12 protein-coding genes are annotated in these 12,802 nt (G+C 58.7%); 10 read left to right on the top strand and 2 right to left on the bottom strand.

Annotation, left to right across the window (positions count from 1 at the left end; genetic code table 11):
• Nucleotides 1-335: 335 nt before the first annotated feature.
• Together UB23_RS09330 and UB23_RS09335 are read right to left on the bottom strand one after the other, a co-directional pair.
• A complete protein-coding gene (locus tag UB23_RS09330) occupies nt 336-1,556 on the bottom strand; it encodes a CaiB/BaiF CoA transferase family protein (protein ID WP_045059066.1) in 1,221 nt (406 codons plus the stop codon).
• 13 nt (nt 1,557-1,569) lie between these two features.
• A complete protein-coding gene (locus tag UB23_RS09335) occupies nt 1,570-2,751 on the bottom strand; it encodes an acyl-CoA dehydrogenase (protein ID WP_045059067.1) in 1,182 nt (393 codons plus the stop codon).
• Between the two features lie 157 nt (nt 2,752-2,908).
• Here UB23_RS09335 and UB23_RS09340 point away from each other — a divergent pair, with 157 nt between their 5' ends.
• The 10 genes from UB23_RS09340 to UB23_RS09385 all read left to right on the top strand — a co-directional run bounded on the left by UB23_RS09340 (nt 2,909) and on the right by UB23_RS09385 (nt 12,791).
• Nucleotides 2,909-3,808, top strand: coding sequence for a LysR family transcriptional regulator (locus UB23_RS09340; protein WP_045059068.1), 900 nt, complete (start codon nt 2,909-2,911; stop codon nt 3,806-3,808).
• A 436-nt stretch (nt 3,809-4,244) separates the two neighbouring features.
• Nucleotides 4,245-5,366: a Re/Si-specific NAD(P)(+) transhydrogenase subunit alpha gene (locus UB23_RS09345; RefSeq protein ID WP_045059069.1), complete on the top strand. Its 1,122-nt coding sequence runs from the start codon at nt 4,245-4,247 to the stop codon at nt 5,364-5,366.
• Between the two features lie 15 nt (nt 5,367-5,381).
• Nucleotides 5,382-5,705, top strand: coding sequence for an NAD(P) transhydrogenase subunit alpha (locus UB23_RS09350; RefSeq protein WP_007947884.1), 324 nt, complete (start codon nt 5,382-5,384; stop codon nt 5,703-5,705).
• Complete coding sequence (locus UB23_RS09355; RefSeq protein WP_045059070.1) at nt 5,705-7,138, top strand: NAD(P)(+) transhydrogenase (Re/Si-specific) subunit beta; 1,434 nt, start codon at nt 5,705-5,707, stop codon at nt 7,136-7,138. The genes UB23_RS09350 and UB23_RS09355 overlap by 1 nt, the downstream gene beginning before the upstream one ends.
• A gap of 190 nt (nt 7,139-7,328) precedes the next feature.
• Nucleotides 7,329-8,822, top strand: coding sequence for an acetyl-CoA hydrolase/transferase family protein (locus tag UB23_RS09360; RefSeq protein ID WP_045059071.1), 1,494 nt, complete (start codon nt 7,329-7,331; stop codon nt 8,820-8,822).
• 319 nt (nt 8,823-9,141) lie between these two features.
• Nucleotides 9,142-9,357, top strand: coding sequence for a DUF1127 domain-containing protein (locus UB23_RS09365; protein ID WP_007902752.1), 216 nt, complete (start codon nt 9,142-9,144; stop codon nt 9,355-9,357).
• Between the two features lie 384 nt (nt 9,358-9,741).
• The gene (locus tag UB23_RS09370) at nt 9,742-10,059 is read left to right on the top strand and encodes a DUF2388 domain-containing protein (protein WP_045059072.1); all 318 of its coding nucleotides are present in this window, start codon (nt 9,742-9,744) and stop codon (nt 10,057-10,059) included.
• Between the two features lie 108 nt (nt 10,060-10,167).
• On the top strand, nt 10,168-10,485 hold the full coding sequence (locus UB23_RS09375) for a DUF2388 domain-containing protein (protein ID WP_045059073.1): 318 nt from the start codon (nt 10,168-10,170) through the stop codon (nt 10,483-10,485).
• 27 nt (nt 10,486-10,512) lie between these two features.
• Complete coding sequence (locus UB23_RS09380) at nt 10,513-10,833, top strand: DUF2388 domain-containing protein (RefSeq protein WP_045059074.1); 321 nt, start codon at nt 10,513-10,515, stop codon at nt 10,831-10,833.
• Nucleotides 10,830-12,791 (top strand): DUF7844 domain-containing protein, encoded by a 1,962-nt coding sequence (locus UB23_RS09385; protein ID WP_045059075.1) that lies wholly within the window; start codon nt 10,830-10,832, stop codon nt 12,789-12,791. The genes UB23_RS09380 and UB23_RS09385 overlap by 4 nt, the downstream gene beginning before the upstream one ends.
• Nucleotides 12,792-12,802 lie beyond the last annotated feature (11 nt).

Here is a 12,802-nt window from a genome sequence, read left to right on the forward strand (position 1 = left end):
AGAAGTTTTCCAAGTTTCCTTAGTAACTTCAACCACTTGCGCTTTCGATCTCTCGTTAGCGGGAGGCGAATTCTACAGCGTTACACGCTGCTGTCAACACCTCTTTCTCAACTTCTTTTGCGCTTCGATGACCTGAAGCAGCTGACCGTCAAAACTGCGTAACTCATTGTTTACCAAGGAGTTTTCCGTTTCGACTGCGCCGGAAGTGGGGCGAATTATAGACACCTGAGATCTGCCGTCAAGCGTAAATTCTGCTTTTCCATCAATTAGTTAGGAAAGGGCCGAAAACGCGCCTTTCCTTCTATATAAGTACACCTCTATATAGAAGGAACAGCTTAAAGCACCCCGGCTTCCTTGAAGGCGGCCACCGCACCAGCATCCAGACCCAACACCCGCTGCAGCACCTCCAGCGTGTGCTCTCCCAACAAAGGCGGCGCATTACGGTATTCCACCGGTGTTTCGGACAGGCGAATCGGACTCGCCACTTGCGGCACCATGCCAGCGAGCGCATGGGGCAGTTCAATCGCCAGCCCTCGAGCCTTCACCTGGGGGTCGGCAAACATTTGCGCCAGGTCGTTGATCGGCCCGCAGGGCACGCCCGCCTGCTCGAGCTGCAACACCCACTCGGCGGTTGTCTTGAATACGGTCGCCTGGCGAATGAGAGGAATCAGTTCGGCACGATTGGCCACCCGCAACTTGTTGGTAGCGAACCGCGGATCGTCAGCCCACTGTGGCTGACCCGCCACCTCGGCAAACTTGCGGAACTGCCCATCGTTACCCACGGTAAGGATGAAATCACCATCCGCCGTAGGAAAATCCTGATAAGGCACTATGTTTGGATGGGCATTGCCCAAGCGCTTGGGTGCATTACCGGTCGTCAAGTAGTTCATCGCCTGGTTAGCCAGACAGGCCACCTGGACATCCAGCAACGCCATATCAATGTGCTGGCCGCCGCCACTGTGATCCCGATGCGCCAGCGCTGCCAGAATCGCGACGGTCGAATACAGCCCGGTCAATATGTCCGTCAGGGCGACGCCAACCTTCACCGGCCCCGCGCCCTCATCACCCTCAGGCCGCCCGGTGAGGCTCATCAAGCCACCAAGCCCCTGGATCATGAAATCGTATCCAGCGCGCTTGGCATAGGGGCCGGTCTGGCCGAATCCGGTAATCGAGCAATAGATCAGATTGGGATTTATAGCCTTAAGTGACTCATAGTCCAGACCATAAGCAGCCAGGCCGCCGACTTTGAAGTTCTCGATCAGGATGTCCGACTTGGCCGCCAGGTCGCGCACCAGCTTCTGCCCTTCAGGGCGAGTGAAGTCGATGGTCACCGATTGCTTGTTGCGATTGGCGGACAGGTAATAAGCCGCTTCGCTGGTGTTCTCGCCATAGGCATCCTTCAGGAAAGGCGGGCCCCAGGCGCGCGTGTCATCACCATTGCCCGGGCGCTCGACCTTGATCACTTCAGCGCCAAGGTCAGCGAGGATCTGCCCGGACCAGGGTCCGGCCAGTACGCGTGATAAATCCAGTACCCGCAGATGCGAAAGCGCGCCCATGGCCGTTCTCCTATTAGTAGAACGCCTGCAGGCCAGTCTGGGCGCGACCAAGGATCAGCGCGTGAACGTCATGCGTGCCCTCGTAGGTATTCACCACTTCCAGGTTGACCAGGTGCCGTGCAACGCCGAATTCGTCGGAGATACCGTTGCCGCCCAGCATGTCGCGAGCCATGCGCGCGATATCCAGGGACTTGCCGCAGGAGTTGCGCTTCATCATCGAGGTGATCTCGACCGCTGCAGTGCCTTCGTCTTTCATACGACCCAGACGCAGGCAGCCTTGCAATGCCAGGGTGATCTCGGTCTGCATGTCGGCCAGTTTTTTCTGGATCAACTGAGTGGCCGCCAAAGGACGCCCGAACTGCTGACGATCCAGGGTGTATTGACGAGCGGTGTGCCAGCAGAACTCAGCCGCACCCAGCGCGCCCCAGGAAATGCCGTAGCGGGCGGAGTTGAGGCAGGTGAACGGACCTTTCAAGCCGCGCACGTCCGGGAAGATGTTCTCTTCAGGAACGAACACGTTGTCCATGACGATTTCGCCGGTGATCGATGCCCGCAGGCCTACCTTGCCGTGAATTGCCGGTGCGCTCAGGCCTTTCCAGCCCTTCTCGAGTACAAAACCGCGGATATCGCCGGCATCGTCCTTGCCCCAGACCACGAACACGTCGGCGATCGGGCTGTTAGTGATCCACATCTTGCTGCCTGTCAGGCTGTAGCCGCCTTCGACCTTGCGCGCACGGGTGATCATCGCTCCCGGGTCGGAACCGTGGTTAGGCTCGGTCAGACCGAAGCAACCGATCCACTCACCCGACGCCAATTTCGGCAGGTACTTCTGTTTTTGCGCTTCGGTACCGAATTCATTGATAGGCACCATCACCAGCGAGGACTGCACGCTCATCATCGAACGGTAACCGGAGTCGACGCGCTCAACCTCACGAGCGATCAGGCCATAGCTGACGTAGTTCAGGCCACTGCCGCCGTATTGTTCAGGGATGGTTGCGCCCAACAGGCCCACCTCACCCATCTCGCGGAAGATCGCCGGGTCAGTCTTTTCATGACGGAAAGCTTCCAGAACACGCGGCGCCAGCTTCTGCTGAGCGAATTGCTCGGCGGTATCGCGAATCATGCGTTCTTCTTCAGTGAGCTGTTGATCCAGCAGCAGCGGATCGATCCAGTTGAAGCTAGCTTTACCGGCCATGAGCAAGTCCTCTCGAAAGGCATCAAATAACGTGGATTGATCCTAGGCCTGCCCAAGCGCAAGGGCAAACGAGGATTTTGCATACTGTTGTGCTAATTTCTCACTCCGTAACATCGCCAAAGTCGAATCATGCGATGGATTAGTGAGGTTGAGGTACATGCGCAGAAAAATCCCCAGTACAACCGCCCTGATCAGCTTTGAAGCGGCTGCGCGCCACGAGAGCTTTACCAAGGCAGCCCAGGAGCTTTCGCTGACGCAGGGCGCCATTTGCCGACAGATCGCCAGCCTCGAGGAGTTCCTGAGTGTCGAACTGTTCCGACGCTCTCGTCGCGGAGTGAAACTGACCGAAGCCGGGCTTTCCTACAGCCGGCGAGTGGCCACCCAGCTGGACGCGGTTGAGCGCGATACCTTGTCGGTGATGGGTCAGCAAGGCGCCAACGTCATCGAACTCGCTGTGGTGCCGACATTTGGCACACAGTGGCTGCTGCCTCGGTTGAAAGACTTCCAGCACAAGCATCCGGAAGTAACCGTCAACCTGACCAACCGGACCCGCCCCTTCCTGTTTGCCGACACGGATTTCGATGCGGCTATCTACTTTGGCGACGCCGATTGGTCGGGTACTGAATCCCACAGGCTGATGGGGGAAAATCCGATGCCTGTCTGCAGCCCGCACCTGCTTGGACACCAGGATTCGCTGACACCCGCCCAAATTGCAGAGTATCCACTGCTGCAGCAGACCACCCGCCCCTATGCCTGGCGCCAATGGTTCAACTCGCAGCACCTTAATATCCCGCGGGACATGACAGGGCCGCGCTACGAGCTATTCTCCATGCTCGCCCAGGCAGCGATGCACGAGATGGGCATCGCGCTGATTCCGCCTTTCCTGATTCAGCGTGAGCTGGCGGAGAAACGCCTGGTGATTGCGAACCCAAATGCGCTGTCGAGCATCAAGGCCTATTACCTCATGATTCCAGAGCGAAAGGTCGAATCGGCCTCTTTGAGGGCTTTTCGTGATTGGCTGGTCAATCAAGCGCAGGGCTATAGCCTTGAGTTCTAGCGACTTACAGCGATAAGCTGACTTCGTAGTCAGGTAAATCAAAGCACTACAGATATAAGTAATTGTCGCATTTAAGCAGACTGTACTTGAAGGGAGCACAATCGTGCCACAAGCTCGTGCCACCGTGGCTTTGAGCCGGTATTGCCTAGCGATGATTACTCATTCACCTGACTCATGCGCAAAATCCAGAATCTTCCAAAAACGCCCTGCAGGCCCCGATTAACAAGGGCTTGGCCCGAATGCTTGCGACATTCGGTCACGGGGTGACTTGTAGTTAATTTTCCGTCACGCATCATAATCCCTTGAAGGGTGCAAAGTTCGCCTGCAAAATGCCGCGCCCCGCCCTTATTTAGCGGGATCGTGCTGATCGGCCGCCCCAGCTCGCACCATCCGAAGTGCCTGGGTTTACTCAATAAGATCACGCAGGAGATTTGACGTGCACATTGGTGTTCCTCTCGAAACCCAGACGGGTGAAACACGGGTTGCTGCAACCCCGGAAACCATCAAGAAGCTGATCGGCCAGGGTCATAAGGTCACTGTGCAAAGCGGCGCCGGCATCAATGCCAGTGTTGTCGACAGTGCCTATGAAGCGGCAGGCGCGATTATTGGCAGTGCCAATGAGGCGTTTGGTGCCGAGCTGATTCTCAAGGTGGTCGCTCCCAGCGACAGCGAACTCGCTTTGATCAAGAGCGGAACCGTTGTGGTGGGCATGCTCAACCCGTTCAGCAATGAAACCATTGCCAAGCTGGCCGAGTGCGGCGTTACCGCGTTTGCCCTGGAAGCGGCGCCACGCACCTCTCGGGCCCAGAGCCTGGACGTGCTGTCCTCCCAGGCCAACATCGCCGGCTATAAAGCCGTATTGCTGGCCGCTCACCACTATCCACGCTTCATGCCGATGCTGATGACCGCTGCGGGCACCGTGAAAGCGGCGCGGGTGCTGATTCTCGGCGCCGGCGTCGCGGGTTTGCAGGCGATTGCCACAGCAAAGCGCCTGGGTGCAGTGATCGAAGCGTCTGATGTGCGTCCTGCCGTTAAAGAGCAGATCGAATCCCTCGGCGCCAAGTTTGTCGACGTGCCCTACGAAACCGATGAAGAGCGTGAGTGCGCCGTCGGTGTCGGCGGCTACGCCCGGCCCATGCCTGCCAGCTGGATGCAGCGCCAGGCCCTGGCCGTTCACGAACGTGCCAAACAGGCTGACATCGTCATCACCACGGCCCTTATCCCTGGCCGCAAGGCACCGACATTGCTGAGCGCGGAAACCGTGGCGCAGATGAAACCCGGCTCGGTGGTCATCGACCTCGCCGCAGCCCAGGGCGGCAACTGTCCGCTTACCGTGGCGGACCAAGTAGTAGTCGAGAATGGCGTGACCATTTGCGGCCCGACCAACCTGGCCGGCGCAGTGGCGGCAGATGCTTCGGCACTGTACGCACGCAACCTGCTGGACTTCCTGAAGCTGGTCTTCAACAAGGAAGGCCAGTTCGAGATCAACCTCGAAGACGACATCGTCGCCGCGTGCCTGATGTGCCGCGACGGCCAAGTCATCCGCAAAAACGCCTAAGCAGGGATTCAGACGATGGAAGAGCTTATCTCCCCCGGTATCTACAACCTGATCATCTTCGTGCTGGCGATTTATGTCGGTTACCACGTGGTCTGGAACGTTACGCCTGCACTGCACACCCCCTTGATGGCAGTGACCAACGCCATCTCGGCGATCGTGATTGTCGGCGCCATGCTGGCTGCGGCGCTCACCGTGACCCCGCTGGGCAAGACCATGGGCACTCTGGCCGTGGCCCTGGCGGCAGTGAATGTGTTCGGTGGCTTCCTGGTCACCCGCAGGATGCTTGAGATGTTCAAGAAAAAAGCCCCGAAAGTCGTAAAAGAAGAGGCGCCCAAGTAATGAGCATGAACCTTGTCACGACGCTCTACTTGATCGCGTCCATCTGCTTCATCCAGGCCCTCAAAGGGTTGTCCCATCCGACAACCTCCCGACGCGGCAACCTGTTCGGCATGCTCGGCATGGGCCTGGCGATCCTCACCACAGTAGGCCTGATCTACAAGCTGGGCGCTGAGCTCGCCACCGCGGGCATCGGCTACGTCATTGTCGGCCTGTTGGTCGGCGGCACCGCCGGCTCGATCATGGCCAAGCGCGTTGAAATGACCAAGATGCCGGAACTGGTCGCCTTCATGCACAGCATGATCGGCCTGGCGGCGGTATTCATCGCCATCGCAGCGGTGGTCGAGCCGCAGTCCCTGGGCATCGTCAAGCAGCTGGGCGATGCAATCCCTGCGGGTAACCGCCTTGAACTGTTCCTTGGCGCAGCTATCGGTGCAATCACCTTCTCCGGTTCGGTGATCGCATTCGGCAAGCTATCCGGCAAGTACAAGTTCCGCCTGTTCCAGGGCGCACCCGTGCAGTTCGGTGGCCAGCACAAGCTGAACCTGCTGCTGGGCCTGGCAACGCTGGCCCTGGGCATCACCTTCATGCTCACCGGCAACCTCGGTGCCTTCGCACTGATGCTGGCCCTGGCTTTCGTCCTGGGCGTGCTGATCATCATCCCGATCGGTGGCGCGGACATGCCGGTGGTAGTGTCGATGCTCAACAGCTATTCGGGCTGGGCGGCGGCAGGTATCGGTTTCTCGCTGAACAACTCGATGCTGATCATCGCCGGCTCGCTGGTGGGTTCGTCCGGTGCAATCCTCTCGTACATCATGTGCAAGGCCATGAACCGTTCGTTCTTCAACGTACTGCTCGGCGGTTTTGGCAACACGGCAGACGCCGGCCCTGCAGGCGCCAAGGAAGCTCGTCCGGTTAAATCCGGTTCGGCTGACGACGCAACCTTCCTGCTGACCAACGCCGATACCGTGATCATCGTTCCTGGCTACGGCCTGGCGGTCGCTCGCGCGCAGCATGCGCTCAAGGAACTCACCGAGAAGCTCACCCATCGCGGTGTGACCGTGAAGTACGCCATTCACCCGGTGGCGGGTCGGATGCCTGGGCACATGAACGTATTGCTGGCCGAGGCCGAAGTGCCCTACGACCAGGTGTTCGAGATGGAAGACATCAACTCCGAGTTCGGCCAGGCCGACGTGGTGCTGGTGCTCGGGGCGAACGACGTGGTCAACCCGGCGGCGAAGAACGATCCTAAATCGCCGATTGCCGGCATGCCGATTCTCGAGGCGTTCAAGGCCAAGACCATCATCGTCAACAAGCGCTCGATGGCCAGTGGTTATGCCGGTCTGGACAACGAACTGTTCTACCTCGACAAAACCATGATGGTGTTCGGCGACGCTAAAAAGGTCATCGAGGACATGGTCAAAGCCGTCGAGTAAAACCTGCTCCAGCGCAATACCCAAAACCTCAGCCTTTAGTAGGCTGGGGTTTTTTATTGCCTGTAAAAATCCCCGCCAACCCGACCAAAGGCTCTAAATCAGTGGTCTGCATTCGACCATGGTAGCGGGAGGATTTTTCTGGAAATCACTAAACTGCCCACCTTGCTTCCGTTGCCCGAGATAACAATCCATGTATCGTGATCGTATTCGCTTGCCTTCGTTGTTGGATAAGGTGATGAGCGCCGCCGACGCCGCCGCTTTGATTGAGGACGGCATGACCGTCGGCATGAGCGGCTTCACCCGCGCGGGCGAAGCCAAGGCCGTGCCCCACGCACTCGCCGAGCGCGCCAAAATCTCTCCGCTGAAAATCACCTTGATGACCGGCGCCAGCCTGGGCAACGACCTCGACAAGCAGCTCACCGAGGCTGGCGTGCTATCGCGGCGCATGCCGTTCCAGGTGGACAGCACCCTGCGCAAGGCAATCAACGCCGGCGAGGTCATGTTCATCGACCAACACCTTTCGGAAACCGTCGAGCAACTGCGCAACCAACAGCTCAAGCTGCCGGATATCGCCGTCATCGAAGCCGTAGCGATCACCGAACAGGGCCATATCGTGCCCACCACCTCGGTAGGCAACTCGGCCAGCTTCGCGATTTTCGCCAAACAGGTCATCGTCGAAATCAACCTTGCACACAATCCAAACCTGGAAGGTCTGCACGACATCTATATCCCGACCTATCGCCCGACCCGCACGCCCATTCCGCTGGTAAAGGTGGATGACCGCATCGGCAGCACTGCCATCCCGATCCCGCCGGAAAAGATCGTGGCGATTGTCATCACCAATCAATCCGACTCGCCATCCACCGTCTTGCCGCCGGACGTGGACACTCAGGCCATCGCCGATCACCTGATCGACTTCTTCAAGCAGGAAGTCGCTGCCGGGCGCATGACCAACAAGCTTGGCCCCTTGCAGGCTGGCATCGGCACCATCGCCAACTCGGTGATGTGCGGCTTGATCGATTCGCCGTTCGAAGACCTTACGATGTACTCGGAAGTCCTGCAGGACTCGACATTCGACCTGATCGACGCCGGCAAGCTGAGCTTCGCCTCAGGCAGCTCGATCACTTTGTCAGCCCGGCGCAACAGCGACGTGTTCGGTAACCTGGAGCGCTACAAGGACAAACTGGTCCTGCGCCCTCAGGAAATTTCCAACCACCCGGAAGTCGTACGTCGCCTCGGTATCATCGGCATCAACACGGCGCTTGAGTTCGATCTGTACGGCAACGTCAACTCTACGCATGTCTGCGGCACGCGAATGATGAATGGCATCGGCGGCTCCGGCGACTTCGCACGAAATGCCCATCTGGCAATCTTTGTGACCAAGTCGATCGCCAAGGCCGGCGCGATCTCCAGCGTAGTCCCCATGGTCAGCCACGTTGACCATACCGAGCACGATGTCGACATCCTCGTGACCGAAGTTGGCCTGGCGGACCTGCGCGGCCTTGCACCCAGGGAACGCGCACGGGTCATCATCGACAACTGCGTGCACCCCGACTACCGCCAGGCGCTGGATGACTACTTCACCGCGGCCTGTGCCATCGGCGGGCATACCCCCCACATCCTGCGCGAAGCACTGAGCTGGCACATAAACCTGGAAGAAACCGGCCGAATGCTGGCCGTGTAAATAGTACAGATAGCCGCTGGCGCAAACACAGTTTCGCCAGCGACCTATTGGAAAGCCCCTATCCGAATAAAACTGTACTACTGTACTGGTTGTTTCCTACAGAAAAGTCCCCAACGTATCGGTATCAACGGCACAATCGCACCAATAAAGTGCCGACAAGTACAGTTGCCTCAATTTAGACCAGTACACCCCCTATTAACAGTTAACTGGTACCTCACAATACAGTTGAACTGTATCTACAGGGACTGGCCAAACGAGAGGATCATTGGCATCAGTTAAACCACTACCTAATCCCGCCACAAGCGGAAGGATGTCAACCATGGAACGTACACTCAGTTCCGAACTGTTCTTCGAAGATACCGCTGCAAAAACCCAGGCTTCGATGCCTCTTCGCGTTATCGCCAACCTGATGTTGTGGCAGCGCCGCATCTCCAGCCGCCATCAACTGGCTCGTCTGGATTCGCGTCTGCTGGCTGATGCTGGGATTAGCGAAGCACAACGCTACGAAGAGCTGAGCAAGCCGTTCTGGCGCTAAGTAGCGTCGCTGGCTCTGACCTGCAGGGTCCACCGCCAGCAACCCGAATTGCACAAACAAGACCCGTCGCCGGAAACCGCGACGGGTTTTGTCGTTTCAGGCCCCTGAAAAACTCAACCAGTACAGTTTCTTAAGCAGTGAATACTGCAAGTACAGTTCTGTAGGAGCTGCCGAAGGTTGCGATCTTTTGATCGTTGGCGTGGCGAAACAAAGATCAACAGATCGCAACCTTCGGCAGCGCCTACGCAGGGTTTCTTCGGCGCTGGACTGTTCGAACCAGCCCACCCCGGCCTAATATCCAAGGGGAACGTGGCGAATGCTGCAAAACAGACGTCCCATTAAACAAGCCACCTCCCAATCCGGTTCATTTTAAGGAGTTACACCATGTCCCGTCTTCGTCTGCTCAGCGCTGCAGCCCTGCTCGCCGTGGCTGCCAATTCCCACGCCACCAGCTTCATCGTGACCACCGATGCCGTCGTCGGTGCACTGAAAGCCACTTCCGATGCGACTTCCGACGTCACCTCCTCTTTCCGAGATGACAAGATCGTCCGTGCCGCGCGCGATGACGCTGCCAGTTTCGTAGCCAGCGAAGGTTCGATCCGTGGCGTGAAGCTGGAAAGTGCTCTGGACCACATTCGCCACCAGGCACCTCAACTGAACGCAACCGACGCACAACTGGCCCAGGCTATCCTGACCATCTGACTCGGATGACTGCCATGGGGCGCGCAAGTCGTGTCCCATTGTTTCCGCGCTGGCTCTAAAACAGGCATTACGCTAGCCTTCGGACTCGTTTTCCAACTATCGAGCCTCATGCGTTTTCTTTCAAATCTGTTGATCACTCCGGTATTAATGGCCATTGGCTGGTCGGGATCTGCCCAAGCCTACGACGCCTTCAATCTGTCCACCCAGGGCATCGTAGCCAGCGGCTATGCCACGAGCATGGTGACCTCGGCCCCCTTCGACCGTAAGCTACTGCTCGCTGCACAGGATGACGCTGCCGCTTTCATCGCCACCGATGGAGCATTGCTTGGCGCGCGCCTGGAGTCCGCACTGGTTTATCTGCGCCATACACGGCCAAAACTTCATGCAAGCGACCTTGAACTGGCGCAGGCAATTCTCGTCCAATAGTTATCCTTGTCCTTCCGGAGTCGTTCCATGCGTAACCCGCTGATTGCCGCCACCCTTGGCCTGTTGTTGCTGGCCGACCTGGCCCAGGCGCAAACCCTGGTAGCCACCAGTAATATTGTTATTCGTGCCAGCCAGCGCACGCTCGATTTCACCTCGGACACCACCACGTCGATCCGTGATTCGAAAATTGTTCGCGAAGCCCATGACGATGCCGCCAGTTTTGTGGCCAGCAATGGCGACATTCGCGGAGCACACCTTGAAGCCGCCTTCGATACCTTGCGTACCCGCGTGCCCGAAGCGCGCGACGCCAGTGACCAGGTTCTCGCCGAAGCCATCCTCGCACTGTGAGGTCGGTAGGCGCCTGGCTGCTGGCCGGGGTCGTGTTGCTGCTTGGCAACACGGCTCAGGCTGACCTGCAATTACGGCTCAAGACCACAGGCCTGAGCCCCGCACAACAACAGGCCAGCCAGGCGCTCCTTGATGAAGCCATGCAGGCGTTACCGCCACAGTTCATCCAGCAACTGGACCGTCGCATCGACGTTGGCTGGACCGACGACATGCCCGCCAATGCCTATGGCCAGGCTTCATTGGTTTCTGAGCTCGACCTGAACCGCAACCTGCTCGACAGCCTCACGGACGGCAGTGCCGCCAGCAAAAAAACCTATCGCCCCCACGGCACCGTGCGCCGGGAGATGCTCGCCACGGTGTTGCACGAGCTCACGCACATCTATGACCGCTCTCGTCTGTGGACGGGGACCGAACGCACGCTGATCCAGCGCTGCACCCGGCGCAACAGCAGTGCCGGGCTGGTCGGCATGCCAGACGAGTGTCGCGGCCAGAACGACCGCCGCTTCACCCTCAGCGACGATCCACGCCTGCTTGATCTTGCTGGCTGGCAACAATATGTCGGTCGCCGTGGTGAGCGTGAACAGCACAATCGGCAGATCGCGCGCAGCCCGGACATTTACGAGACGAGCAGCCCGAAGGAGTTTGTGGCGGTCAACATGGAGTATTTCCTCCTCGACCCAAGCTACGCCTGCCGTCGCCCGGCGCTCTATCGCTACTACCAGGAACACTTTGGCTGGGCCCCCGCTGCCAAGGAGACCTGCGCCAAATCTTTCGCCTTCCTCAATGCAGGCAACGATTTCGCCAGGCAACCCCTGGGTCAGGTAGACCCGGAGCGGGTTTACGCCGTGGACTATCTGCTGGCCGAAGCCAATCAGAACTGGGTCAGTCGCTGGGGCCACAGCATGTTGCGCCTGGTGATCTGCGCGCCGGGGCGACCGCGGGGGCCGGATTGCCGCCTGGATCTTGATCAACACCTGGTGCTGTCGTACCGCGCCTTCGTCGGCGACGTGCAGCTATCGAGCTGGGACGGGCTGGTCGGCAAGTATCCGTCACGCCTGTTCGTGCTGCCGCTAGCCCAAGTGATCGACGAATACACCAAGACCGAGTTACGCAGCCTGGCCTCGATCCCGCTGACCCTGTCACGCAAAGAGATCGAAGAGGTGGTCGAGCACGCGGCCGAGATGCATTGGAGTTACGACGGCAACTACTTCTTCCTGTCCAACAACTGTGCAGTGGAAGGGCTGAAACTGCTACGTAGTGGCACCAACAACAAGCAATTGGTGGGCCTGGACAGCATCATGCCCAATGGGTTGCTGGAAGTGCTCAAGGGTCGCGGGCTGGCCGATACCAGCGTCCTTGATGATCCGCGCGAGGCCTTGCGCCTGGGCTATCGCTTCGACTCGTTCCGCGACCGCTACCAGGCGATGTTCGAGGTGCTGAAAAAGCATTTGCCAATCAAGCAGGAGAACGTCGAGGACTGGCTGGCGATCAAGGCTACAGAGCGGCGCCAGTGGATCGACCAGGCGGACCTGCGCACCAGTGCCGCCCTGCTGCTGCTCGAGCAGGCAGCGTTCCGGCAACAACTGGTGCTGGCGCAGGATGAGGTCAAGCAACGCTATCTGGGCGCGCGGGAATTGAAGAACGGCGGCATGGACAAGGCCAACGCCACGCTGCAGCAGATTCTTGCCAACAGCGGGTTTCTAAGCCGCCCGGCAGAATTGCTGGGTACTGGCGGTTACGGATTGCCGCAGCCAAGCGAGTGGCAGCGCCTTGAATCGGAAAGCAGCCTTCGGCAGAAACAGCTTCAGGCGCTGACCGGCGATCTGGACAAGGAAGTCAGAGCCCTGCTGGACCCGGCCCGGGCAGCAGAGATGGCGGAGAATGAGGCCAACCTGAAGCAGGTTGGCGAACATTTACGCAAATTGCACAAGGCAGCCGGAGGGCTGGAACTGCCTTGAGCAAAAGCCGC

The sequence above is a fragment of the Pseudomonas sp. ES3-33 genome (assembly GCF_000952175.1).
Taxonomy (GTDB): Bacteria; Pseudomonadota; Gammaproteobacteria; order Pseudomonadales; family Pseudomonadaceae; genus Aquipseudomonas; species Aquipseudomonas gregormendelii.